We start from the raw sequence: 23490 nt of genomic DNA, 5'->3' as shown, positions 1-23490 counted from the left end.
GTACCGATGATTTATCGTCGCCGACGATGGCCGCACCGGAATCACTCTCGCTCGCCCAGGCCCGGCGGGTGGCGCTCGCCGCCCAGGGCTTCGCCGACCCGCCGCCGACCGGCGTGCCCACCCGCCGGCACCTGCGCCGTGTCCTCGACCGGGTCGCCCTGATCCAGATGGACTCGGTAAACGTGCTGCAACGGGCGCACTACCTGCCGCTCTACAGCCGACTCGGCCCGTACCCGACGACCCTGCTCGACCAGGCCGCCTACCGCCGCCCGCGCGACCTGTTCGAGTACTGGGGCCACGAGGCGTCCCTCGTGCCGGTCGGGTTGCATCCGCTGCTGCGTTGGCGGATGGCCCGGGCACACAGCGAGGCCTGGGGTGGCATGCGGCGCATCGCCCAGGAGCAGCCGGACCTGGTGGCCTGGGTACGCGACGAGGTGGCCGCCCGGGGCCCGTTGACCGCCGCCGAGATCGAGCACGACGCGCCCCGGCAGACCGGCAACTGGGGGTGGAACTGGTCGGCGGTCAAGCAGGCGCTGGAGTACCTGTTCTGGGCCGGCGAGGTGACCGCCGCCGAGCGGAGCACCTCCTTCGCCCGCCGGTACGACCTGCCCGAGCGGGTGCTCCCGGCGTCCGTGCTGGCCGCCCCCACACCGACCGACGCCGAGGCGTACCGCGGTCTCGTGGCCCTGGCGGCGCGGTCGCTCGGGGTGGCCGCCGAACCGGAGCTTCGCGACTACTTCCGGCTGCCGGTCGCGGGCGCTCGCCAGGCGGTCGCCGAGCTGGCCGAGGCCGGCGAGCTGGTGCCGGTCACCGTCGCGGGCTGGCGGCAGCCGGCGTGGCTGCACGCGTCCGCCCGGCTGCCCCGATGGGTTCGGGGCGCCACACTGGTCAGCCCGTTCGACCCGCTGATCTGGGAACGTGCCCGCACCGAGCGGCTGTTCGACTTCAGCTACCGGATCGAGATCTACGTACCGGCCCCGCAGCGGGTGTACGGCTACTACGTGTTGCCGTTCCTCCAGGGCGACCGGTTCACCGCCCGGGTCGACCTGAAGGCCGACCGCAAGGCCGGGGTGCTGCTGGTGCCGGCCGCCTGGCTCGAGCCCGGCGCCGACGCGGGGGAGACCGCCGTGGCGCTCGCCGCCGAGTTGTACCGGCTCGCCGGCTGGCTCGGGCTGGACGCGGTCGCGCCACCCGCCGCCGGCGACCTGGCTGGTCCGCTCACGGCCACCCTGGCGAGCGTGTCGGGTGTACCGTGAACGCGTGACGAGCGCTCCCGGACCGGTCGACCAGTCACCGCCCGCCGCCGGTGCCGTCCAGACGGTGCCCACCGCCGGCGCCGCCCAGACCGGCTGGCCGGCAAGCCCGCCCGGTGGTTACCACTATCCGGCGCCCGAGCCTGATCGTCTGACCCGTCTCGTCCTGCGGATCCACGAGCGTTCGCCGCGCTGGGCCGTCCCACTGGCCGCGGTCGGCTGCGTCGGGCTCGGCATGGCCTACGCGCTGCTGAGCAACCCGACCCACGCCGACCCGGACGCCGCGCCCACCTGCATCCTCAAGCTGACCACGGGGTTCGACTGTCCGGGCTGCGGCGGCACCCGAGCGCTCTGGTACGTGCTGCACGCCGATCTGCCGGCCGCCGCCCGACACCACTTCCTGTTCGTCTTCTCGCTGCCCTTCCTGGCGTACCTCTTCGTGGCGTGGGCAGGCAACCAGGCGTTCGGCTGGCGGCTGCCCGAGCTGCGGATCAGCCCCAAGGTGATCGGCGGCTTCATGGGCGCGTGGCTGGCGTTCACGGTGATACGTAACCTGCCCTGGGCGCCCTTCACCTCGCTCTACGTCTGACCGCGCCGCTTCGTCCGACGGAGACCCACGGATCGGCGGAGCTCCGGCACGGCTGTCGAGATCTTGAACACCAACGGCCCCCGGTGATTCGGGAAGGGGCCGCCGGCCACTACAGTCCCAGGAATGCCGGAGATGGTGCAGCCCCAGGTCAAGTTGATCGCGTGGACCCAGTTCGCGGCCCCGGACGACGTGCCGTGGTCGACCGACGCCGAGGGCGGCCAGGCGCTCGCCGAGTTCGCCGGTCGGGCCTGCTACCAGTCGTGGAAGAAGCCGAACCCCGCGACGGCCACCAACGCCGGCTACCTCGCGCACATCCTCGACGTGGGTCACCTGAGCGTGCTGGAGCACGGCTCGGTCACCTTCTACTTCACCGGGGTGTCCCGCTCCTTCACCCACGAGCTGATCCGACACCGGCACTTCTCGTACTCCCAGCTCTCCCAGCGGTACGTCCCGGAGCGGGACGCGGCAATGGTCGAGCCGGCGGTCATCGCCGACGACCCGGAGCTGCACAAGAAGTTCGTCGAGGCCGCCGAGGCGAGCGTGCGGGCGTACACCGAGTTGCTGGAGGGTCTGGAACAGCGCTTCTCCGACGAGCCGAACCCGACGCTGCGCCGCAAGCAGGCCCGGCAGGCCGCGCGCGCGGTGCTGCCGAACGCCACCGAGACCCGGATCGTGGTCTCCGGTAACTACCGGGCCTGGCGGCACTTCGTCGCGATGCGGGCCACCGAGCACGCCGACGTGGAGATCCGCGAGCTGGCCGTGGAGTGTCTGCGTCAGCTCCAGGGAGTCGCCCCGAACGTGTTCGCCGACTTCGTGATCTCCACGCTTGCGGACGGCACCGAGGTCGCCGCCAGCCCGCACGAGGCGTCCTGAGCCCTTCCCCGGCGGGCTCCGGCTGGTCGTCCGCTAGGTTGGAGGGTATGACGCAGGACCACCCCGACGCCGCAGCCCGGCCGGCATCCCGCCCCTTCGGGCGGGTGCTCACGGCCATGGTGAGCCCGTTCACCGCCGACGGCTCACTCGACTTCGACGGCGCCGCCCGACTGGCGAGCTACCTGGTCGACGAACAGGGCAACGACGCGCTGGTGGTCAACGGCACCACCGGTGAGTCGCCGACCACCACCGACGCGGAGAAGGAACGCCTGGTCCGGACGGTGGTCGAGGCTGTCGGTGACCGGGCCCGGGTCGTGGCCGGTGTCGGCACCAACGACACCCGACACACCATCGAGCTGGCCGCCGCCGCCGAGAAGGCCGGCGCGCACGGCCTGCTGGTGGTCACGCCGTACTACAACAAGCCGCCGCAGAGCGGTCTGCTGCGGCACTTCACCGCCGTGGCCGACGCCAGCGGACTGCCGGTGATGCTGTACGACATTCCGCACCGCTCCGGCGTGCCGATCGACACCGAGACCCTGGTCCGGCTCGCCGACCACGGCCGCATCGTCGCGGTCAAGGACGCCAAGGGCGACCTGATCGCCACCAGCTGGGTGACCAGCCGGACCGGCCTCGCCTACTACAGCGGCGAGGACGCGCTCACCCTGCCGGCGTTGGCCGTCGGATGCGTGGGCGTGGTCGGCACCTCCACGCACTTCACCGGGGCGCTGACCGCACAGATGATCGAGGCGTACGACACGGGGGACATGCCCACCGCGCTGGCCCTGCACCGGCGGCTGCTGCCGCTGTTCACCGGCATCTTCCGTACTCAGGGCACCATCCTGGTGAAGGCCGGCCTGGCGTCGCTGGGCCTGCCGGCCGGCCCGGTGCGACCCCCGCTCGTGGATGCCACCGACGACGAGATCGCCCAGCTGCGCGCGGACTTCGCCGCAGCGGGCCTGGAGCTACCCAAATGATCGAACGACACGACGGGCGCCGGGTGACGGCGTCCCAGATTGAGGTGGACGCGTGACCGAGGCGCACATCGAGGCGGAACTACCCCCGCCGCTGCCGGAAGGTGGCCTGCGGATCATCCCGCTCGGCGGGCTCGGCGCCATCGGCCGGAACATGACCGTCTTCGAGTACGACGGCAAGTTGCTGATCGTCGACTGCGGGGTGCTCTTCCCCGACGTCGAGCAGCCGGGCGTGGACCTGATCCTGCCCGACTTCGGGCCGATCCTGGACCGGCTGGCCGACGTACAGGCGATCGTGCTCACCCACGGCCACGAGGACCACATCGGCGCGGTGCCGTACCTGCTGGCCCACAAGCCCGACATCCCGCTGGTCGGTTCCCAGTTCACCCTCGCCCTGGTCGAGGCGAAGCTGGCCGAGCGGCGCATCCAGCCGTACACGCTTACCGTGCGCGAGGGTGGCCGGGAGCGGCTCGGGCCGTTCGAGTGCGAGTTCTTCGCGGTCAACCACTCGATCCCGGACGCCCTCGCGGTGGCCATCCGTACCCCGGCCGGCCTGGTCCTGCACACCGGCGATTTCAAGATGGACCAACTTCCGCTGGACGGTCGGATCACCGACCTGGCCGGTTTCGCGCGGCTCGGCGCGGAGGGTGTCGACCTGCTGCTGTCCGACTCGACCAACGCGGAGATCCCCGGCTTCGTCACACCGGAGCGGGAAATCGGGCCGGTACTCGACTCGATCTTCGCGAAGGCCAAGGGCCGGATCATCGTGGCCTCGTTCGCCTCGCACGTCCACCGGGTGCAGCAGGTCTTCGACTCCGCCGCCGAGCACGGCCGCAAGGTCGCCCTCATCGGCCGGTCCATGGTCCGCAACATGGGCATCGCCCGTGACCTGGGCCTGCTCAACATCCCGGCCGGGCTGGTCATCGGCATCGAGGAGGCGACCACGCTTCCGCCGGAGCAGATCGTGCTGATGTCCACCGGATCGCAGGGCGAGCCGATGAGCGCGTTGGGCCGGATGGCCAGCGGCGACCACCGGCACATCACCATCGCCCCCGGCGACACCGTCGTGCTGGCGTCGTCGCTGGTGCCGGGCAACGAGACCTCGGTCTACCGGGTGATCAACCGGCTCGCCCGCGCCGGCGCGGTGGTCGTGCACAAGGACGTGGCCAAGGTGCACGTCTCCGGGCACGCCCCCGCCGGGGAGCTCCTCTACCTGCTCAACGTGGTCCGGCCCAGCAACCTGATGCCCGTACACGGCGAGTGGCGTCACCTGCGCGCCCACGCCCGGCTCGGCATCGAGTCCGGGGTCGCCGCCGACCGGGTGGTGATCTGCGAGGACGGCGACGTGGTCGACCTGGTCGAGGGCCGCGCCAGCCTCGTCGGGCACGTGAAGAGCCGGTACGTCTACGTCGACGGCCTCGCCGTCGGCGACGTCAGCGAGTCGCTGCTCACCGAGCGGCGCATCCTCGGTGACGGCGGGTTCATCGCCACCACCGTTGTCGTCGACTCGGTCACCGGCAAGGTGGTCGCCGGTCCCACGCTGTCCGCGAAGGGCTTCTCCGAGGACCCGGAGGCGTTCAACCCGGTGATCCCCCTGGTCACCGAGGCGCTCAACCGGGCCGCCTCGGACGGCATCACCGACCCGCACCAGCTCCAGCAGATCGTCCGCCGGACCGTGGGGCGGTGGGTCAACGACGCGTACCGGCGGCGGCCCATGATCGTGCCCACCGTCGTCGAGGTCTGAGCCCGTCACGCTGACGCCGGTCCACCCAGCGGGGTGGGCCGGCGATCAGGGCAGCGCGGCGACCGCTTCGGCGTAGGCGACGCCGGTGGCGATGGCGGCGTCGACAAGCACCGTGACCTGCTCAGGGGCGACCCCGTACGCCAGGTCGGTGGCCACGTCACCGGCCAGCACCAGCTCCGCGCCGAGGTCGTGCGCGTACGCCTTGGGCAGCAGCCGGTCGTGGTTCCAGGCGTTGCAGAAGGCGTACACCTCGGCGCGACGGGTGGCCGGGAGCCGGCGCGCGGCCATGGCGCGGGCGTGCAGCACCTCGCCGCGTTCGCCGGTCCGCCGGAACTGGATCACCACCTCGCCCCACCGGCCGACCACTGTGGCGCCCTCGTCGACGACGTACCGGTCCCCGCGTCGGTCCAACGCGGCGGTGATCATGTCGATGGTCAGCGTCGCCAGTTCGTGCCCGTCGGTGTCGTCGGCGGCAGGGTCGTCGTCGGTGGGCTCGTCGTCCGTGGGCAGGGGCACCGGAGCCGCCGTGGGGCGTTCGGCCAGCCAGGCGGCCACCCGGCCCAGGTGGTGTCCGGAGCCGTTCCGGGCGTCGAAGCTGCCGGCCAACTCGTTGGCGATCGCGAGCAGGAGGGCGCCGAGGGCGGCGACGTCCAGGTCGGTGGCCGGTCGTCCGCCGTACGCCGGTCGGGGCACCCTGCGTACGCCGAGACCGGCCTCGACGGCCAGCGCACAGACCAGCGCGCCTGCGGCGGCGAACTCCATCGCGGCGAGGTCGTCGGTGGGCTGGTCCAGTCGGGGCAGCTGCTCGGCCAGGATGGCCAGTCCGCGGTCCAGGTGGCCGCCCAGGGCGCAGAACCGCAGGTGCGCGGCGAGGTACGGGAACGCCGCCCGTTCGTGCCGGTGCCGCCGGTACGCGCGGACGTGCGCCGCAGCAGCCCGTTCCGGTTCGCCGAGGCGCAGCTCGGGCAGCAGCCCGGCCACGAGGGCCCGCTCGGGCTGGTCCGTGCAGTCCGCCGCGTCGTCGGCGGCCTCGGCCAGCTCGGCCAGCGCGGCCCGCCACTCACCCCAGCCGGCGAGCAGCTCCGCACGGCGGGCCGGGGCGCAGCCCGGACACCCACCGGACGGCCCGCCGGTCGTGCCGGCCCACCGCTGGTACCAGTGCCGGGCGGTGGGTTCGTCGCCCAGGTGGTCGGCCACCCGGCACCGTAGTTCGGCGACGGTCGGCGCGTCGGGACCGTCCGCCCCGACCCGGTGGGCCAGGTCGTCCAGGAGGGACCGGGTCTGGTCCAGGCCCACCCGGGGAGTGCCGAGCAGCGCCTCGACGGCGTACCGCTGAAGGCGCAGCAGGAGCTGGCCCTCCTCGTCGGTGAGCAGCTCGGGCCGGTAGTCGGCAGCGGCGCGGCACCGGCGTACCGGTTCGACCAGACGCCACCGATCGCCGTGCAGCAGGTACGCCTCGATGAGCGCGAACCGGGCGTCCAGAGCGGACCGGAGGTCCCCGGCGGCGTCGGCCCGCTCGGCGAGGCGTTCGAGGACGAGCAGCCGGTCCGGCCCGTCGGGTAGGTCCCGTGCGTCGGCGAGCGCGTTCGACAGCGCCGGATCGCGGTGCACGGTCATGCCGGCACCGCGCCGGGCAGCCGACCGACGGCGACGGCGAGCTGGCAGCCGGTCGTGATGCCACAGTCGAGCAGGTGGTCGAGCTGGTGTGGCGTCACGCCGCGTTCCAGGTCGGTGATCACCTCGCCGTGGACACGGGCCCGACCGGCGTCGTCGACGTGCACGAACGCCTTGGGCCAGAGCCGGTCGTGGTTCCACGCGTTGCAGAAGGCGTACAGGGCGGGCACCTGCTCGATCCCGAAGGTGGGCGTGACCATCGTCCGGACCTGGAGCATCTCGCCGGACGCGCCGAGGCGCAGGAACCAGATCAGGTTGTCGTCGAAGCGGCCCACGAGGTCACCATCGGGTGCGCGGCCGACCGGCCGGCCGCGCGCGGCGAGCACCGCCGCGACCAGTTCGCCGGTCAGCGGGCGTAACGCACCCGGGGGCCCGGCCAGCGGATCGTCCTCGAGTCCCGGCGACGCCATCGGGCATCCCTTCTGAGGCGGATATCACGACCGGCGGCGGGGTCCGTGCTGCGACGCGCGGACACGACCCGGAAAAGCGGCGATCTGCCCGGCCCCACCGTTACCGTGACTCTATGGCGGGCCGTACCTCTCAGGCGAGCCGGCGACGCGGCGCGTCGCCGCGCGGTGGCACCAACAGCCGTGCCCGTCAACCGGCGAAGAAGACCCGGGCACCGGTACGGCGTCGCACCACGCCCGCCCGTCCGGGCCCCGCCGTCTACGTTGGCCGCGCTGTCGGTGCACTGTGGATGGGGGTGGCCCACGGTATGGGCTGGGCGGTGCGGGCCGCCGGCCGGCAGGCCGCCTCCGCCCGTGACCTGGACCCGGAGCACCGCCGCGACGGGGCCGGGCTGCTGCTGTTCGGGTTGGCCCTGCTCAGCGCCGTCGCCCTGTGGTTCTCCGGCGCGGGTCCGGTGGGCGCACGCCTGGCCGACACGGTCCGGCTGTTCCTCGGGGCGATCTCCGTCGTGGTGCCGGTACTGCTGATGATCGGGGCGTGGCGGCTCATGCGCCAGCCGGCCGACCCGGAGCACCGGGGCCGCGGGTTGATCGGATGGGGTTCGCTGCTGGTGTCGACCGCCGCGCTGCTCCAGATCGGTCAGGACCCGGTCGACACCGTGGAGCGTGACTTCGCCGGCGGTCTGGTCGGCGCCGGTGTGGGCGGGTTACTGGAACGGGCGGTCACCGCCTGGGTGGCCGTACCCCTGCTGGTCCTGCTCCTGCTCTTCGGCCTGCTGGTGGTCACCGCGACGCCGATCAACAAGATCCCGGAGCGGCTCGGCCTGCTCGCCGGCGGCCTTGTCGCAGCTCCGGAGGCGGCCGAGGAGGCCGACGAGCCGGCGGCGCGGCCCGCGCGCAAGCGGCCGGCGAAGCGGATGCCGCCACCGATCGACCCGGACGACTTCGACGACCTGGAGGGCGCCGACCTCCAGGAGACCATGGTCCTGCCGCGCAAGGCGCCGGCGAAGGTCCCGGCCAGCCGCAAGCCGGCCGAGCCGCCCGAGCACTCGCCGGCACCCACCCGCGCCGAGCAGCTCGCGTTGACCGGGCTGGCCGGCGACTACACCCTCCCGCCCGCCAACATGCTCAGCGCCGGTGCCGCCGCGAAGACCCGCAGCAAGGCCAACGACGAGGTGATCGCCGCGCTGACCGGCGTGTTCGACCAGTTCGACGTGGACGCCGCCGTCACCGGCTTCACCCGTGGCCCGACGGTCACCCGCTACGAGGTGGAGCTGGGTCACGGCGTCAAGGTCGAGCGGATCACCCAGCTCTCCCGCAACATCGCGTACGCGGTGAAGTCGCCGGACGTACGGATCCTCAGCCCGATCCCGGGCAAGAGCGCGGTCGGCGTGGAGATCCCGAACACCGACCCGGAGAACGTGGCCCTCGGCGACGTGCTCCGCTCGCGGGCGGCGACGAGCGACCACCACCCGATGGTGGTGGCGCTGGGCAAGGACATCGAGGGCGGCTACGTGGTGGCCAACCTCGCCAAGATGCCGCACATTCTCATTGCCGGGGCCACTGGCGCGGGCAAGTCGAGCTGCCTCAACACCCTGCTGGTGTCCGTCCTGACCCGCGCGACCCCGGACGAGGTACGGCTGCTGCTGATCGACCCGAAGCGGGTCGAGATGACCGGCTACGAGGGCATCCCGCACCTGGTCACGCCGATCGTCACGAACGCCAAGAAGGCGGCCGACTCGCTGGACTGGGTCGTCCGCGAGATGGACATGCGCTACGACGACCTCGCGGCCAACGGCGTCCGGCACATCGACGACTTCAACCGCAAGGTCCGCAGCGGCGAGATCAAGGCGCCGCCGGGCAGCGAGCGGGAGATGCGCCCGTACCCGTACCTGCTGGTGATCGTGGACGAGCTGGCCGACCTGATGATGGTCGCCCCGCGTGACGTGGAGGACTCGGTCGTCCGGATCACCCAGCTGGCCCGGGCCGCCGGTATCCACCTGGTGCTGGCCACCCAACGTCCGTCGGTCGACGTGGTGACCGGTCTGATCAAGGCGAACGTGCCGTCCCGGCTGGCGTTCGCCACGTCGTCCCTCGCGGACTCGCGGGTCATCCTGGACCAGCCGGGCGCGGAGAAGCTGCTCGGCCGTGGTGACGGGCTCTTCCTGCCGATGGGCGCCTCGAAGCCGGTCCGCATCCAGGGCGCCTGGGTCACCGAGCGCGAGATCGCCGATGTGGTGAAGTTCTGCAAGGACCAGCGTGAGCCGGAGTTCCGTAAGGACGTGCTGGCTCCCGCCCAGGACAACAAGAAGAAGATCGACGAGGACATCGGCGACGACCTGGACCTGCTGGTGCAGGCGGTGGAGCTGGTGGTCACCTCACAGTTCGGCTCGACCTCGATGCTCCAGCGAAAACTGCGGGTCGGTTTCGCGAAGGCGGGCCGGCTCATGGATCTCATGGAGACCCGCGGCGTGGTCGGGCCGTCCGAGGGGTCGAAGGCGCGCGACGTGCTGGTCAAGCCGGACGAGCTGGAGGACGTCCTGGGCGGCCTGCGCGGCGACGTGGACTGACCACTGTGGGCGTTCGGCACGCCTGACCGTCAGTGGAAGATCTTCAGACCGACGACGCCCGCGACCACCAGCAGCAGGCAGAAGATCCGGGGCAGGCTCGTCGACTCGCCGAACGCCACCATCGAGACCAGCGCGGTGCCCACCGCGCCGATGCCGACCCAGACCGCGTAACCGGTGCCGACCGGGATGTCCCGCAGCGCGTACGCCAGGCCGGCCATGCTCAGCACCAGGGCCAGCACGAACACCACCGACGGCAGCAGCTTGCTGAAGCCGGCGCTGCGGTCCAGGGCGATCGCCCAGGCCGTCTCGAGCAGTCCGGAGATCACCAGTACGAGCCAGGCCATCATTCACCTCACGGGACGAGTCGTGTCTGCACATGACCGGGGCGTCTTGGCCTGACCGGGTACGCCCACCGCTCGTCCGGAGTGGCACCGCGTCGGGCGCCACCGAAGCCGACGCTAGCACCGGTAGGCGGCGCCGGGCGGTGACTCCCGCCACCATGCATTGACCTCTACTTCGCTTCAACTTGCAGTATGGCGGGCATGGCCCTGCTCTATGCCGACCACGAGGTCGCCGCCGCTCTGGACGCCGCCACCACCGTCGACGCCATGCGGGCCGCCCTGGTGGCCGCGTACGAGGGGCGGTTGGTCGCCCCACCCCGGGCCGCCGCGCCGCTCGCCGGAGGGCGCATGGTGCTCACCGCCGGGCACCTGGTCGGAAGCTGGTACGGCTACCGCTCGTACGACACGTTCGGCCACCCCCGGGGCGAGCAGCTCGTCGTGCTGCACGACGCCGACACCGGCGCGGTCCGGGCCGTCGCCGTCGGCGAGGAGCTGGGCTCCCGTCGTACCGGTGGACTGGGCGGCGTCGCGGTCGACGCGCTGGCCCGACCGGACGCGGCGACCCTGGGCGTGCTCGGCTCCGGGCGGCAGGCGTGGACCCAGGTGTGGGCCACCGCGGCCGTCCGCCCGCTGCGCGAGGTGGTGGTCCACAGCCGCTCGGCGGCGCGCAGGGACACCTTCGCCGCCCGGGTACGCGCCGAGCTGGGCGTCCCGGCCCGCGCGGTAGCCGACCCCGGAGCGGCCGTCACCGGGCGGGACGTCGTGGTGCTCGCCACCACCAGCCCCACGCCCGTGCTGCGCGCCGCCGACGTGAGCCCCGGCACGCACGTCAACACGGTCGGCTTCAAGCAGGTCAACCGCAGCGAGTTCGGCACCGACCTGCTGGACGCCGCCGACCTGCTGGTCACCGACTCACCGGCCCAGGCGGCGGACTACCAGCCGCCGATGCTCGCGGCCCTGCCCCCGTACACCGGGCGGTTGCGGGACCTGGGCGGCATCCTGGCGGGTGCGGTCCCGGGCCGGAGCGCGGCGGACCAGGTCTCCGTCTTCTGCTGCACGGGCCTGGCCGGCACGGAGGTCTTCCTGCTCGAGGCGCTGACCCGAGCGACCGCCGTGACCCGCTGACCGTCGGATGCCCGGGCTCGCGCGTAGTGATCCGGCCGACCGGCGTGCCCGCGTGCGTGGGCTACCCGGGGCGGCCCGGTATCCTCGGATGGTGTCTGCCACCTCTCCTTCTCCTTCCGACAACGCCGAGGGCCGTCGCGTCGCCCTGCTCACCCTGGGCTGCGCCCGCAACGAGGTCGACTCGGAGGAGCTGGCCGCCCGGCTGCACGCCGACGGCTGGCAGGTGAGCACCGACGGCGAGGGCGCCGACGTGGTGGTCGTCAACACCTGCGGCTTCGTGGAGAAGGCCAAGCAGGACTCGATCCAGACCCTGCTCGCCGCCGCCGGCACGGGCGCCAAGGTCGTGGCCGCCGGCTGCATGGCCGAGCGCTACGGGCGGGAGCTGGCCGACAGCCTGCCCGAGGCGCAGGCGGTGCTGAGCTTCGACGACTACCCGGACATCGCCGCCCGGCTGAACGCCGTCGTCGCCGGTGAGCAGATCACCGCGCACACTCCCCGGGACCGCCGCGAGCTGCTGCCGTTGACCCCGGTGCAGCGCCAGAGCGCCACCGTGTCCCTGCCCGGGCACGGCACCGTGGCGCGCACCGTCGTCGACACCGACGAGCACACGCCGGCACACCTGCGCCAGGTGCTGCGCCGCCGACTGGACACCGGCCCGGTCGCCTCGCTGAAGCTCGCCAGCGGCTGCGACCGCCGCTGCGCGTTCTGTGCCATTCCCGCGTTCCGTGGGGCCTTCGTCTCGCGTACGCCGGACGAGCTGCTCGCCGAGGCCGAGTGGCTGGCCAAGACCGGCGTACGGGAGTTGGTGCTGGTCAGCGAGAACTCCACCTCGTACGGCAAGGACCTCGGTGACCCCCGCGCGTTGGAGAAGCTGCTGCCGCAGCTCGCCGCGGTGTCCGGCATCGTCCGGGTGCGGGTGAGCTACCTCCAGCCGGCCGAGACGCGGCCCGGTCTGGTCGAGGCGATCGCCGGCACGCCCGGGGTGGCACCGTATTTCGACCTGTCGTTCCAGCACTCCAGCGAGCCGGTGTTGCGCCGGATGCGGCGTTTCGGGTCCACCGACCGGTTCCTGGAGCTGCTGGCGAGTGCCCGGGCGCTGGCACCGGAGGCGGGCGCGCGGAGCAACTTCATCGTCGGCTTCCCCGGCGAGACCCGCGCCGACATCGACGAGCTGACCAGGTTCCTGACCGAGGCCCGACTCGACGCGATCGGCATGTTCGACTACAGCGACGAGGACGGGACGGAAGCCGCCGGCCTGCCCGGCAAGGTCTCCGCCGCGACGATCAAGCGGCGCTACGACCGGCTGAGCGCGCTCGCCGACGAGCTCTGCTCCCAGCGGGCCGAGGACCGGCTCGGTTCGACCGTCGAGGTGCTCGTCGACGCGATCGTCGACGGCGTCGTCGAGGGCCGGGCCGCGCACCAGGCACCGGAGGTGGACGGATCGACGACCCTGGTCGCGCCGGCCGACGGCGGGGTCGACCTGGCCGCGTTGCGCCCGGGTGACCTGGTACGGGCCACGGTGACCGGCACCGAAGGGGTGGATCTGCTCGCGGTGCCGGATGAGATGATCTCGGCGGCGCCCGGCGCGGCACGGTGACGGTGGGCCCGGACGGAGCGGGGGAGCCAGGTGGTGCGGTGCCGGGAACGCCAACCCGACCCGAGCGGAGCGAGACGATGACCGGGGCGACGGAGTCGACGCCGGCCCGGGTGGTCGCGCGGGTGCCCGTCCTCAACGCCGCCAACGCGCTGACCGCCCTGCGGCTGGTGCTGGTTCCGGTCTTCGCCGCGTCCGTGATCGTTTCGGGGATGACCCACTCGGGTTGGCGGATGGCGGCCTGCCTGATCTTCGCGGTGGCCTCGGTGACCGACCTGGTGGACGGCTGGATCGCCCGGCGGTTCGGGCTGGTCACCTCGGTCGGCAAGGTGGCCGACCCGATCGCCGACAAGGCGCTCACGGGCGCGGCCCTGGTGCTGCTCTCCTGGTACGACCGGCTGCCCTGGTGGGTGACGGCGCTGATTCTCGTCCGTGAGCTGGGCATCACCGGCCTGCGGTTCTGGGTGATCCGGCACGGCGTGATCGCCGCCAGCCGTGGCGGCAAGGTCAAGACGGCGCTCCAGATCCTGGCCATCGCCTGGTACCTCTGGCCGATGCCGGACGCTCTCGTCGCCGTCGGTCCCTGGATCATGGGCGCCGCCGTCCTGGTCACGGTGGCAACGGGCTTCGACTACATCCTCCAGGCCCTCCGCCTACGCCGCCCCCGCCCCTGACGCCCGCGCCGGCCCCATCTCCACCGCGGTGATCATGAAGTTGTTGCCGCTCGGGCCGGCGTGTCGTGGCAATAACTTCATGATCGACGGGGTTCGGCCGGCGGGGTTCGGCCGGCGGGGGGGGTGGGGGGGTTGGGGGGTGGGGGGTGGGGAAGGACGAGATTATGCAGCGGGAAGAGAACGCGGCGGGTAGCGCCGCGGCGGGGGTCGTGCACAGCCTGTCCCAGCGGCACGAGACCCTGGCCACCGTCGAGTCGCTCACCGGCGGGCTGCTGGCCGCGTCGATCGTGGAGATCGCCGGAGTCAGTGGGATCTACCGGGGTGGGCTGGTGGTCTACGCCACCGAACTGAAGGCCACGCTGGCCGGCGTACCGGGCGATCTGCTGGCCGCACGCGGACCGGTCGACCCCGACGTGGCGGCGGCACTCGCCGAGGGCGGTCGGCAGCGCTGCGGAGCGGACTGGGGGCTCGCCACCACCGGGGTCGCCGGCCCCGAGCCGCAGGACGGCAAGCCCGTCGGCCTGGTCTACGTGGCGGTCGCCGGCCCGACCGGCACCGAGGTCCGCCAGCTCGACCTCGACGGCGGGCGGGACCTCGTACGCTCGGCCGCCGTGATCGAGGCGCTGCGTCTGCTCGCCGGACACATCCACGCCGCCGACGAGGCTGCGGTCGAGGGCCTGGAGACGGCCGGCGACGACACCTCGCACGGCGCGGAGACGAAGGGCCACGCCGCCCGGGACGGCGCGGGGACGGCTGGCGCGAGGCGTCGGTGAGCCCGCGCTCCACGATCCGACGGGCGGGGTGGGATGTCGCCGGGGCCCGCAGCGGGTACGGTTGCGGGAAGGCTCCGACGCTCGGAGCCGGCGCGGTCCGCCGGCCGGCTTCCCGACGGCGGGCGTGAGGTATCCCTCAGGGGGAGGTGCGATGGTCCTGCTACGCCGGGTGATCGGTGACGCACTGCGGGCGCGCCGGCAGGGACAGCAGCGCACACTGCGTGAGGTGTCCACCGCCGCCAATGTCAGCCTCGGTTACCTCTCGGAGATCGAGCGGGGGCACAAGGAGCCGTCCAGTGAGCTGCTCGCGGCGATCTGCGACGCGCTCGGCGCCCGCCTCTCCGAACTTCTGCGCGAAGTGAGCGACACCGTGGCGCTCGCCGAACAGATGCCCGCCGGAGTGCTCGTCGGCATGCAGGACGAGCCGGCCGAGGCCGCGCCCGTCGGCGCGCCGGCCGCCGTCCGCAAGGCCGCCAACCGGGGTGTCCGTCAGGTCACCTCCGACGGCAAGGTCGCCGTGTCGGTCCGACAGGAGTCCCCGCTGCGGGCGACGCTGCGCAGCACGCGGGTCCGTCCCACCGAGCGCGACCGGGACGTGGTCTGCGCGGCCTGAGCTGCGTCCGGCGGATGACCATGGGCGAGGTGGCTCCCGCCGCGTAGGGTTGCCCGCAGGAGCCGACGGTGCCCGTCGAGCGCCCGGTACGGACGCCCCGCTGGCGTTCGGCTGGGACGATGGAGACCGGCCGGGTCGCGGTCGGTCGGCGCAATCCGGCCCGACCGTGGTGGAGTGACGCTACTGAGGGGATACCGCGGAGATGGCGAACCCGTTCGTCAAGGGTTGGAACTACCTGATGGCGCTCTTCGGTGCGAAGATCGACGAGCACGCCGATCCCAAGGTGCAGATCCAGCAGGCCATCGAGGATGCCCAGCGGCAGCACCAGGCGCTGGTCCAGCAGGCTGCGGCCGTCATCGGCAACCAGCGTCAGCTGGAGATGAAGCTGTCCCGGCAGATGTCCGAGGTCGAGCGGCTCCAGGGCAATGCCCGGCAGGCCCTGGTGCTGTCCGACCAGGCCCGGGCCAAGGGCGACGAGGCAGAGGCGACGCGGTTCGAACAGTCCGCCCAGGCCCTGGCCACCCAGCTGGTCTCCGCCGAGCAGGCCACCGAGGACCTGAAGACCCTGCACGACCAGGCGCTCGGCGCGGCCGCGCAGGCCCGCCGTGCCGTCGAGAACAACTCGATGATCCTCCAGCAGAAGCTCGCCGAGCGCACCAAGCTGCTCAGCCAGCTCGAGCAGGCCAAGATGCAGGAGACCGTGGCCCGCTCGTTGGAGTCGATGTCGACCATGACGGCCCCCGGCACGACGCCGTCCCTGGACGAGGTACGGGACCGCATCGAGCGGCGGTACGCCAACGCGATGGGCCGCGCCGAGTTGGCCGGCAACTCCGTCGAGGGCCGGATGCTGGAGATCCAGAAGGCGACCATCGACTCGGCCGGCTCGGCCCGGCTGGAGCAGATCCGTTCCAGCATGGCGGGTCAGCAGCTCGGCGGCACCGCGCAGCGCCCGGCGGTCCCGCAGTCCGAGAAGGCGGGCCCGGGCAGCGACCCGGCCGCCGCCGCCCGGCTGGACGAGTTGCGCGCCAGCATGGCCCGCGAGCGGGGCACCGGCGACCCGACCGCCGCCGGCTGAACCACCGGTCCGAGGAGGTCTTCGTGGCAGACGAGCGGACGCGGTACTTCCGTCGGCTGGGTCGGCTGCGCCGGTCCGCCCGGCGGTGGAGCGTACTGGCCGGTGGACTCGGCGGGGCCGCGGCGGTGCTGACTCCGTACGCCGGGCTCGGTCTGCCGGACGCGGCCTGGGCCGGCGCCGCGGGCAGTGCGGTGGCGTTGGCCGCCTGGCGCTGGATCGACCTGCGGGCGTTGGCTGCCCGGCCCGCGCCCCCGGCGCTGGACCCGGCCGAGGCCGCCGCCCGGTCCCGGGCCCGGCTGGTGGCCGCCGTCGAGCGACTGCCGGTCGGCTCGGGTGTCCTGACCGAGGTACGTCGGGTGCGTAGTCGGGTCGCCCTGCGCGGCACCACCGCCGGGCAGCAGTGGGCGCGGCTGGACCGCGCCTCGCTCACCCTGGCCGGAATGGCGCCCCGGCTCACCGGGCTGGCCGAGCCGGCCGTGCTGGAGGCCGCTGCCGCCGACCGGTCGCTGCGGGATCTCGCCGGCCGGGTGGCCAGCGTCGAACGGGCGCTGCGGCTCGCGCCGACCGACGCCCGGGCACCGCTGGCCGACGCGCACGCCGCGCTGACCGCGCAGTTGGAGAGCGGGGTGGCTGCCTACGAGCGGCTGGTGGTCGCCGCCGCCGGTTACCTCGCCGAGGACGCCCGCCCGGAGCCCACCCACCCGGCCGCCGATCGGCTCACCGAGGCCACCGACCTGCTGCACGGCGTGGCCTCGGCCCTTGCCGAGCTGCGTGCCGGCGGCGCCGGCCTGCGCGCGCCCACCAGCTGAGCGCGCGCCGCGCGCCCGTCACGGTGGCGTCGTGACCGGGATCGGACCGGTGTACGGCGAACTGCCCACGACGTTGAACGACCGGATCCGGTAGTGGTAGGTCACGTCCCGGGCCAGACCCGTGTTGGTGAAGCCGCGACCGGTCACCGTGAAGGTCGCCACCTCCTGGGCGAACGCCGGGTCCAGCGCCCGTTGCACGATGAACCCCGACCCCGGGCCGGCAGGCATGTCCGCCGCCCAACCCAACACCACCGTGGCGGTGTCCGGTCCCGGCGCGCTGGCGGTGGCGCTCACCTCGCTCGGGGTGCCCGGCGCGGGCGGGGTGCTCGCCGCGGCCACCGTCGACCACGCGGAGGCAGCGCCGAGGTACGTGGTGCGGACCCGGTAGTAGTACGTGGTGTCCGGCGCGGCCGTGGTGTCGAGGTGGTTGTCGCCGACCCCGATCGCGGTGGTGCCGGGTCCGCTGGTGAAGGTCGGATTGGTGGCCCGCTGCACGTCGATGCCGGTGGCGAAGGACCGGTTCGTCCAGCGCAGCGCCACCCGCAGCGGCGCGGCGGGCGGGATCGCCGCGATCAGTCCACCCGGCGCGGCGAGGTGCACCGAGGCGGGCACGCTGTTCGACCAGGACGAGTAGCTCACCTCGTTCTCCGCCCGGATCCGATAGTGGTAGGTGACTCCGGGGGTGACCGTCGCGTCGGTGTACCGGGTCGCGGCGGCCGCGACGGTGATCGTGGTGACGTCGCCGCCGAAGGACCCGTCGGTGGCCCGTTGCAGCAGGTGGCTGGTCGCGGGTGGGCGTCCGCCGTTGCCGGTCCAGGCCAGGGCGATCGCCGGCAGCGCGGTGGCCGAGCCGGGCACCGGCGTGGCCGTCAGCCCGGTGGGCGCGCGCGGCGTCACCCGCAGCACCAGCGGTCGGCTCATCCCCAGGTCGCGGTGGCCGGCGAGCTGGCTGTGCCAGCGGTACTCCCAGCCCAGGTTGACCATCTGGTTGACCACCACCGCCGGTCGCCCGTCGGTCGGGCTGACCGGCGTCGACCCGGTCCGCGAACCGGCCGGCTGGCCGGGGTCGAGCAGCCGGACGCTGTCACCGAGCTTGAACGGCAGGGCCGGGGCGATCGGGCGGAGCGCCACCACGACGTCCTCCCGTGGGTTGACCCGGACGATCTGCTTCCAGCCCAGCTCCGCCGGGTGCGGGGGGCGCTGCGTGCCGTCCCAGCCGACCCGGTTGACGATCTGCACGTCGCAACCGCCGAAGCGCAGCGGCTCGGTCTGGCGGACGTTGCCGCTGATCCGCCAGAGCTGCGTGCCGTCCGTCGCCGCGCCGACCGGCGTGGCTGGATCGGCGGCGAACAGCACCTCGGTCACCGGGTCGGTCGGCCCGAGTGGCAGCGTCGCCGGCGCGAGGGGCCCGGTGTGGGGGTGACCGACCCCGAGTCGTCCGGCGAGTCGGCCGTGACCGGGCTCGAAGACCTGCTGCGCGGCCTTGACCCCGATCGGCAGGGTCACCGGGCCGGTACCGGCCAGCGGCGTGAACGTCACCGTGTCGGCGTGCGCCGAGATGACCGTCTGCGCCGGGGTCCGGCTGCCGAACGCCGGGTCGTACGCCGGCTGCGGCACGATCGGTGGGCGCTGGCTGGCCGCGTACGCCGCGGGCAGCCGTACCCGCAGCCGGTCCAGGTCGTACGGCGGTTCGGGTGTGCCGGTCACCCGGAACTGCAGCAGGGTTCGGGTGTTCGGGCCGTACCCCGGCTCGGTGGGTGGTGGGCCGCCCTCGGCCGTGCGGTCCGGCGCGGCGGTGTGCTGGTCGTAGCGCTCATCGAAGCCGGGCAGCGGCGCCGGGGCGTCGTTGTAGAGGACCAGCGTGCTGCCCGGCGGCACGCTGGAGAAGTCGACGAGCACGTCGGCGCCCTCACCCGGGGCCAGCAGCAGCGTGTGCCCGTCGACGTTCAGCACTGTCGGGTCGAGCCGGTCGTACCGGTAGCCGATCGGCCGGTTCGGCAGCACCACCGGCGCGGGTAGCAGCCCGGCCTCGTTGCCGATCTGGACGAACTCCGGGCCGGCGGCCCGGGGGTCCGGCACTCCGCCGTCGCGCCCGTCGCTGGGCCAGCCGGCCGGTCGCTCCGCCGACCGCACGGCGGGCACCATCGGCACCTCCCCGGCGTCCGCGTCGGCCAGGCCGCCGTCGTCGGCCCACATCGGCGCGTCCGAGCAGGCCCGGTAGAGCTGGAGGTTGAGGCTGCGGTCCAGGCAGGCGTTGAGGATGCGCAGCCGGTACACGCCAGGGCGCACCCGCAGGTACGGGTACGCGACGCCGTTGACCAGCGGGGTGTCGCCGTACGCCGCCGGCACCGCGGACGGGTGCGGCACCCCGGGGCGCAGTGGCGGCTCGGTGCTGCCGCCGACCGGGTCGTGGTGCGGGTTCGGCACCGGACCCGGACCGGTCAGCGGTGGCTCACCGGCGATCCGCTCGGCCATCGGCCAACCGTCCACCGTGGGTCCACTGTCGGTCCGGCCACCGTCCGGCGCGGGGCTGCGCGACCAGGGGCCGTAGTCCCACCGGCCGGTGGGGTTGCGTCCGCCGGACCGGTACGGGTTCTGCCGGGGCTGGTAGACGTGGGGGTGCCACAGGCTGCCCCGGGCACCCCAGCGCTCCCGGTCCCAGGTCGGGTCCTCGGCGGCCAGTTGGGTGTCGTCCGGTACGAAGGTCTTGTCCTCGATCACCAGGGGCACCTGGTCGGCCGGTAGTACCCCGTCGGCGACGAGCTGGTCCTCGACCGGGTCGGTCAGCAGGTACGGCGCGAGCTGCCCCGCGTAGACGGTGAGCCGGGCCAGCCCGAGGGTGTTGTCGTGGAACCACAGCAGCCGGCCGCTCTGCTCGTTGGGGAAGTAGAGCGTGGTGGCGCCGGTTCCGGGCGCGGGCATGTCCGGAACGGGCGTCAGGCCGGTACCCGTCGGGTACGGGGTGATCTCCCCGGCCGGCGTGATCCAGTGCCCCGGATTGCCCGCGCTGGTCCAGCCGGTCTGCGCCCCGGCCAGGTGGAGCACCGCCCGGTTCTGCGGGTACGGCGCGGGGCCGTCCAGCGGCCCGATTCCGGCCCCCTGCACCGTCTCGTCGACCGGCAGGAACAGCTCACCGGCCCGCCCGGTGGGAAGCTGGTTGATGAACTTCACCCGGACCGGTCGGCCCCGCCGGGCGCGGATCATCGGGCCGAGGTGCCAGGGTCGCTCCGGTGGCGCAACCGTGTTGTGGCCGGCCTCGTCGGTGCCCAGGTTGAGCTGCCGGTAGCCGCGCAGCCGGGTGGCCGGCAGGTCGCGGTGCAGGCGTTGGGCGTACTCCTGGAGCCCGATCTCGTAGTAGTCGCAGCCCGGGTAGCTGATCGTGTCGGGCACCGCCACCGGCAGCGACTCCTCGCCCGGCACGGGCAGCGCGTCGACGAACTTGCGCAGACCGGTGCCCGGCACCAGCCGACCGCTCGGGTCACGTCTGGGGCGGGGACTGTGGGCGACGTTCGGCACCGGCCCGAAGCAGCGTGGCTCGGCGGACGGGTCCAGGCTCGTCGTGGGCGCGGCCTCCTCGGCGGTACGCGCGGTCGGAACGGATGCCGTCTGACCGAGGCCGTCAGGGGCGGGCCGGTAGAAGAAGGTGGAGCGGAGTCTGCGGAAGATCGCCATGACTCTCCCCGGGCTCGGGGCACGAGGACCGCCACCACGACGTGGCGGCCCTCGGCACTCTTGCTGACAGGCGGTGAGCACCCAACCGCAGCATGCGACGTCGACGGCCGGTTAGGAATTACCCAATCGTCCGTATCTGCGCTGACCTCGATCCACAACGCCCGGTCAGTCGGGCGGCGGGGTCCCCGGCTGCTCCGGCTGGCAGAGCGGGCACCAGTAGGTGACCCGTTCGCCCAGCTCCTCCTTGCCGATGGCGGTGCCACAGCGGCGGCACGGCTGGGCGCGGCGACCGTACACGTAGCTGGTCTGCCCCCGGTGCAGCGAGCCGGTGGTGCTCTGCGTCCAGCGTCCACGGTTGGCGGCCAGCAACCGCTGCGCGAGCGCCACCATGCCCGGCAGATCGGGCACCGCGCCGACGGGCGTCCACGGCGACACACCCCGCAGGAACAGCACCTCGCACTTGTAGAGGTTGCCCACGCCGGCCAGGTTGCGCTGGTCGAGCAGCGCCTCGCCGATCGTCTGCTCGGGGTGTACGGACAGGCGCTGGACCGCCTCGGCCGGGTCCCAGTCGGGGCCGAGCAGGTCGGGCCCGAGGTGGCCAACCAGGTCGGCCTCCGCGGCGGTCGGCAGCAGGGCCAGCTCGTGCAGGTGGTAACCCACCGCCACCGCGCCGGGGCTGCGCAGCACCACCCGGATCAGGTGCGCGGGCCGGCCGCTCCATCGTTCCCCCGGCGCGTACGCCCGCCAGGCCCCGTCCATCCGCAGGTGGGAGTGCAGCGTCCAGGACGCGTCGTCCGGAGCGGCGAGGCGTAGCAGCAGGTGCTTGCCCCGGCTGGCCGACTCGCGGACGGTCCAGCCGGTGAGGTCGGTGGTGGCCAGCCGTGGCACCCGGAAGTCGGACCCGGTCAGCCGCGCGCCGGCGAGCGCGCGGTGCAGCACGCGGGCCGTGTTCCAGACGGTGTCACCTTCGGGCACGCTGCCATCCTCCCTCTTTCGAGCAAGATTCGCATGTGTCGCTATTTGTAGTCAGGTTCCTCATGATCTCCTGACATGGGAGGGTCAGGGAGTTCTGAGGAGAATGCCCATGAGACGATGCCATTGTCGTATCCGACCCGCCACCCTCGCCGCAATCCTCGCCCTCGTGCTCACCGCGGCGCTCGTGCCCGTCGCCAGCGCCGTCCCGACCATCGCTCCCGCGACCGCCGGATCACTCACCCTCACCGCCGGCGCGCCCGCCTCGGAACAGTGGAGTGCCGACCTGTCGGTCGTCGACCGGGACGACGTCAACATCCGCCGTACCGCCTCCGGACTGCGGCTCCGTGCGGCCCGCCCGGCCGGACGCAGCCCTCGCAGCCCGCACAGCGCGCTCGCCGAGGGCATGCTGCTCACCGCGCCGCGCACCCTCGCCCGCCCGGCCACCCGGGTCCGCGCCCAGATCAGCGCCGACGTCCCCGCCGGCGCGAGCGTCGAGGCGCAGGTGCGCGGATGGCGGCTCAGCGGCTGGACCGAGTGGCGTGCCGCGACCGCCGGCGCGGTCTTCGACCGGCCGGTCAGCCGGGTGCAGACCCGGGTGGTGCTGACCGCGCGGGCCGGCGGGGCCACCGCGACGGTACGCGCCGTCCAGCTCACCGCCGACGCGACGGCCGCCGTCTCCGCCGCCACGCCCGGACTCACCTACCGGGTGTACGCCACCCGGATCGGGCTCGTCGGCGAACTGACCGCCAACGGCCGTACCGTGCAGCCGCGCGACCACTTCGCGGCGCTACCGTCGCGCCGGGGTCTCTCGCCGCTCAACACCGGCGACTACACCGTGCGGGTCTGCACCACGGCGGGCACCCGCTGTGAGTACGCCCCGGTCTGGGACGTCGGGCCGTGGAACACCCGCGACGACTACTGGAACCCGTCGGCTGTCCGGGAGAACTGGAAGAACCTGCCCCAGGGCCGGCCCGAGGCGCAGGCGGCCTACCAGTCCGGCTACAACGGTGGGCGGGACCAGTTCGGCCGTACCGTACTCAACCCGGCCGGCATCGACCTGGCCGACGGCACCTTCTGGGACGGACTGCAACTCACCACCAACGCCTGGGTCGACGTCGCGTACCTCTGGACCGGCGGCGGGCCCCGTGCCGTGGTGGGCGACGGGCCGCTCAACATCCGCACCGGGCCGGGCACCTCGTACGCGACCCGTGGCCTCGCCGCGCGGTTCGCCAACGTGCCGGTCCAGTGCTACGTCACCGGCCAGTCGGTCGCCGGCCCGTACCGCACCACCACCAGGTGGAACCGCCTGGCCACCGAGCAGTACGTCAGCCACGCGTACATCTCGACCGTCTACGGCGGCGCCGTACCGGTCTGCTGACCGGACCTCGCCTCGGCGGGCGTCGCCTCAGGGGCGCTCGTCGGGGCGGGCGGGACGCACCATGTCCTGGTAACGCGGGTGGCTGGCCCCGTACACGGCGTAGTTGAGGCGGGCGTGCGACAGGCTCAGGTCGCCGTTGGCGCCACCCCGCACGGCGTCGGCGTCGGCGTCGCTCTGACCGTCGTCGGTCCAGAAACAGACCGGGCAGGTCCCGCCGCCGGTCCGAGAGGCACAACAGGGACAGCCCACGGGAACTACGTGTTCACCCACCGGGGCAGCATTCCATAGTCGAATGTCACCCGGCCACCCGCAGGAGGTCACCCGGGCGCACCCCGAGGACGTCCACCGCCCGGCCGCCGTTGACCGCCACCGCCACCCGA

Annotated in this window: 20 protein-coding genes and 1 riboswitch; of the genes, 14 read left to right on the top strand and 6 right to left on the bottom strand. The window is 73.3% G+C overall.

Annotated features, from left to right (window positions below):
* Positions 1 to 26: 26 nt before the first annotated feature.
* From ACGFH9_RS14655 to ACGFH9_RS14635, 5 genes are all read left to right on the top strand, one after another.
* Positions 27 to 1256: a winged helix-turn-helix domain-containing protein gene (locus ACGFH9_RS14655; protein WP_393218814.1), complete on the top strand. Its 1230-nt coding sequence runs from the start codon at positions 27 to 29 to the stop codon at positions 1254 to 1256.
* 64 nt (positions 1257 to 1320) lie between these two features.
* Positions 1321 to 1842: a DUF2752 domain-containing protein gene (locus tag ACGFH9_RS14650; protein WP_393219041.1), complete on the top strand. Its 522-nt coding sequence runs from the start codon at positions 1321 to 1323 to the stop codon at positions 1840 to 1842.
* A 132-nt stretch (positions 1843 to 1974) separates the two neighbouring features.
* Entirely contained in the window at positions 1975 to 2715 is a 741-nt protein-coding gene (thyX, locus tag ACGFH9_RS14645; RefSeq protein WP_393219038.1) for an FAD-dependent thymidylate synthase, read from the top strand.
* Positions 2716 to 2762: 47 nt separating this feature from the next.
* The gene (gene dapA, locus ACGFH9_RS14640) at positions 2763 to 3689 is read left to right on the top strand and encodes a 4-hydroxy-tetrahydrodipicolinate synthase (RefSeq protein ID WP_393218812.1); all 927 of its coding nucleotides are present in this window, start codon (positions 2763 to 2765) and stop codon (positions 3687 to 3689) included.
* Between the two features lie 52 nt (positions 3690 to 3741).
* Positions 3742 to 5430 carry a ribonuclease J gene (locus ACGFH9_RS14635; protein ID WP_393218809.1) on the top strand — a complete coding sequence of 563 codons (1689 nt, stop codon included), beginning with the start codon at positions 3742 to 3744 and terminating at the stop codon, positions 5428 to 5430.
* Positions 5431 to 5475: 45 nt separating this feature from the next.
* On the opposite strand, the gene ACGFH9_RS14630 is transcribed toward ACGFH9_RS14635, so the two are convergent.
* Both ACGFH9_RS14630 and ACGFH9_RS14625 read right to left on the bottom strand, forming a co-directional pair.
* A complete protein-coding gene (locus tag ACGFH9_RS14630; RefSeq protein ID WP_393218806.1) occupies positions 5476 to 7047 on the bottom strand; it encodes a YbjN domain-containing protein in 1572 nt (523 codons plus the stop codon).
* Positions 7044 to 7514, bottom strand: coding sequence for a YbjN domain-containing protein (locus ACGFH9_RS14625; protein WP_393218803.1), 471 nt, complete (start codon positions 7512 to 7514; stop codon positions 7044 to 7046). The genes ACGFH9_RS14630 and ACGFH9_RS14625 overlap by 4 nt, the downstream gene beginning before the upstream one ends.
* Before the next feature lie 113 nt (positions 7515 to 7627).
* Here ACGFH9_RS14625 and ACGFH9_RS14620 point away from each other — a divergent pair, with 113 nt between their 5' ends.
* Positions 7628 to 10081 carry a DNA translocase FtsK 4TM domain-containing protein gene (locus ACGFH9_RS14620; protein ID WP_393218801.1) on the top strand — a complete coding sequence of 818 codons (2454 nt, stop codon included), beginning with the start codon at positions 7628 to 7630 and terminating at the stop codon, positions 10079 to 10081.
* A gap of 29 nt (positions 10082 to 10110) precedes the next feature.
* Here the strand turns inward: ACGFH9_RS14620 and ACGFH9_RS14615 are convergent, their stop codons facing one another.
* A complete protein-coding gene (locus ACGFH9_RS14615) occupies positions 10111 to 10425 on the bottom strand; it encodes a DMT family transporter (protein ID WP_393219036.1) in 315 nt (104 codons plus the stop codon).
* A gap of 35 nt (positions 10426 to 10460) precedes the next feature.
* Positions 10461 to 10530: riboswitch (guanidine-III (ykkC-III) riboswitch) on the bottom strand.
* Between the two features lie 93 nt (positions 10531 to 10623).
* On the opposite strand from ACGFH9_RS14615, the gene ACGFH9_RS14610 reads away from it, so the two are divergent.
* The 7 genes from ACGFH9_RS14610 to ACGFH9_RS14580 all read left to right on the top strand — a co-directional run bounded on the left by ACGFH9_RS14610 (position 10624) and on the right by ACGFH9_RS14580 (position 17085).
* Positions 10624 to 11547: an ornithine cyclodeaminase family protein gene (locus tag ACGFH9_RS14610; protein WP_393218798.1), complete on the top strand. Its 924-nt coding sequence runs from the start codon at positions 10624 to 10626 to the stop codon at positions 11545 to 11547.
* A gap of 88 nt (positions 11548 to 11635) precedes the next feature.
* Positions 11636 to 13144 (top strand): 30S ribosomal protein S12 methylthiotransferase RimO, encoded by a 1509-nt coding sequence (rimO, locus tag ACGFH9_RS14605; RefSeq protein WP_393218795.1) that lies wholly within the window; start codon positions 11636 to 11638, stop codon positions 13142 to 13144.
* A gap of 77 nt (positions 13145 to 13221) precedes the next feature.
* Complete coding sequence (gene pgsA / locus ACGFH9_RS14600) at positions 13222 to 13815, top strand: CDP-diacylglycerol--glycerol-3-phosphate 3-phosphatidyltransferase (RefSeq protein WP_393218792.1); 594 nt, start codon at positions 13222 to 13224, stop codon at positions 13813 to 13815.
* A gap of 164 nt (positions 13816 to 13979) precedes the next feature.
* Positions 13980 to 14588, top strand: a complete 609-nt coding sequence (locus ACGFH9_RS14595) for a CinA family protein (RefSeq protein WP_393218790.1) — start codon at positions 13980 to 13982, stop codon at positions 14586 to 14588.
* A gap of 151 nt (positions 14589 to 14739) precedes the next feature.
* Positions 14740 to 15201, top strand: coding sequence for a helix-turn-helix domain-containing protein (locus ACGFH9_RS14590; protein WP_393218787.1), 462 nt, complete (start codon positions 14740 to 14742; stop codon positions 15199 to 15201).
* Positions 15202 to 15403: 202 nt separating this feature from the next.
* Positions 15404 to 16276, top strand: coding sequence for a PspA/IM30 family protein (locus ACGFH9_RS14585; RefSeq protein ID WP_393218784.1), 873 nt, complete (start codon positions 15404 to 15406; stop codon positions 16274 to 16276).
* 23 nt (positions 16277 to 16299) lie between these two features.
* Positions 16300 to 17085, top strand: a complete 786-nt coding sequence (locus ACGFH9_RS14580; RefSeq protein ID WP_393218782.1) for a hypothetical protein — start codon at positions 16300 to 16302, stop codon at positions 17083 to 17085.
* A gap of 18 nt (positions 17086 to 17103) precedes the next feature.
* Here ACGFH9_RS14580 and ACGFH9_RS14575 read toward each other — a convergent pair whose 3' ends face one another.
* Together ACGFH9_RS14575 and ACGFH9_RS14570 are read right to left on the bottom strand one after the other, a co-directional pair.
* Positions 17104 to 20757, bottom strand: a complete 3654-nt coding sequence (locus ACGFH9_RS14575; RefSeq protein WP_393218779.1) for a hypothetical protein — start codon at positions 20755 to 20757, stop codon at positions 17104 to 17106.
* A gap of 165 nt (positions 20758 to 20922) precedes the next feature.
* Positions 20923 to 21732, bottom strand: coding sequence for a DNA-formamidopyrimidine glycosylase family protein (locus ACGFH9_RS14570; RefSeq protein WP_393218776.1), 810 nt, complete (start codon positions 21730 to 21732; stop codon positions 20923 to 20925).
* A gap of 109 nt (positions 21733 to 21841) precedes the next feature.
* On the opposite strand from ACGFH9_RS14570, the gene ACGFH9_RS14565 reads away from it, so the two are divergent.
* Positions 21842 to 23110: a hypothetical protein gene (locus ACGFH9_RS14565; RefSeq protein ID WP_393218774.1), complete on the top strand. Its 1269-nt coding sequence runs from the start codon at positions 21842 to 21844 to the stop codon at positions 23108 to 23110.
* A gap of 27 nt (positions 23111 to 23137) precedes the next feature.
* Here the strand turns inward: ACGFH9_RS14565 and ACGFH9_RS14560 are convergent, their stop codons facing one another.
* Positions 23138 to 23380, bottom strand: a complete 243-nt coding sequence (locus ACGFH9_RS14560; RefSeq protein WP_039905669.1) for a CPCC family cysteine-rich protein — start codon at positions 23378 to 23380, stop codon at positions 23138 to 23140.
* Positions 23381 to 23490 lie beyond the last annotated feature (110 nt).

Origin of the sequence: Micromonospora sp. NPDC049102 (assembly GCF_043197485.1) — a bacterium.
Lineage (GTDB): Bacteria > Actinomycetota > Actinomycetes > Mycobacteriales > Micromonosporaceae > Micromonospora.
The sequence above is the reverse complement of the archived record's forward strand: the minus strand, read 5'-3'. Positions and strand labels throughout refer to the sequence as shown.

Excerpts from the sequence above, each read along its gene's own strand:
- ACGFH9_RS14655 (WP_393218814.1), top strand. The coding sequence starts at position 27 with ATGGCCGCACCGGAATCACTCTCGCTCGCCCAGGCCCGGCGGGTGGCG.
- thyX (WP_393219038.1), top strand. The coding sequence starts at position 1,975 with ATGGTGCAGCCCCAGGTCAAGTTGATCGCGTGGACCCAGTTCGCGGCC.
- dapA (WP_393218812.1), top strand. The coding sequence starts at position 2,763 with ATGACGCAGGACCACCCCGACGCCGCAGCCCGGCCGGCATCCCGCCCC.
- ACGFH9_RS14630 (WP_393218806.1), bottom strand. The coding sequence starts at position 7,047 with ATGACCGTGCACCGCGATCCGGCGCTGTCGAACGCGCTCGCCGACGCA.
- ACGFH9_RS14625 (WP_393218803.1), bottom strand. The coding sequence starts at position 7,514 with ATGGCGTCGCCGGGACTCGAGGACGATCCGCTGGCCGGGCCCCCGGGT.
- ACGFH9_RS14620 (WP_393218801.1), top strand. The coding sequence starts at position 7,628 with ATGGCGGGCCGTACCTCTCAGGCGAGCCGGCGACGCGGCGCGTCGCCG.
- ACGFH9_RS14615 (WP_393219036.1), bottom strand. The coding sequence starts at position 10,425 with ATGGCCTGGCTCGTACTGGTGATCTCCGGACTGCTCGAGACGGCCTGG.
- ACGFH9_RS14610 (WP_393218798.1), top strand. The coding sequence starts at position 10,624 with ATGGCCCTGCTCTATGCCGACCACGAGGTCGCCGCCGCTCTGGACGCC.
- rimO (WP_393218795.1), top strand. The coding sequence starts at position 11,636 with ATGGTGTCTGCCACCTCTCCTTCTCCTTCCGACAACGCCGAGGGCCGT.
- pgsA (WP_393218792.1), top strand. The coding sequence starts at position 13,222 with ATGACCGGGGCGACGGAGTCGACGCCGGCCCGGGTGGTCGCGCGGGTG.
- ACGFH9_RS14595 (WP_393218790.1), top strand. The coding sequence starts at position 13,980 with ATGCAGCGGGAAGAGAACGCGGCGGGTAGCGCCGCGGCGGGGGTCGTG.
- ACGFH9_RS14590 (WP_393218787.1), top strand. The coding sequence starts at position 14,740 with ATGGTCCTGCTACGCCGGGTGATCGGTGACGCACTGCGGGCGCGCCGG.
- ACGFH9_RS14585 (WP_393218784.1), top strand. The coding sequence starts at position 15,404 with ATGGCGAACCCGTTCGTCAAGGGTTGGAACTACCTGATGGCGCTCTTC.
- ACGFH9_RS14575 (WP_393218779.1), bottom strand. The coding sequence starts at position 20,757 with ATGGCGATCTTCCGCAGACTCCGCTCCACCTTCTTCTACCGGCCCGCC.
- ACGFH9_RS14565 (WP_393218774.1), top strand. The coding sequence starts at position 21,842 with ATGAGACGATGCCATTGTCGTATCCGACCCGCCACCCTCGCCGCAATC.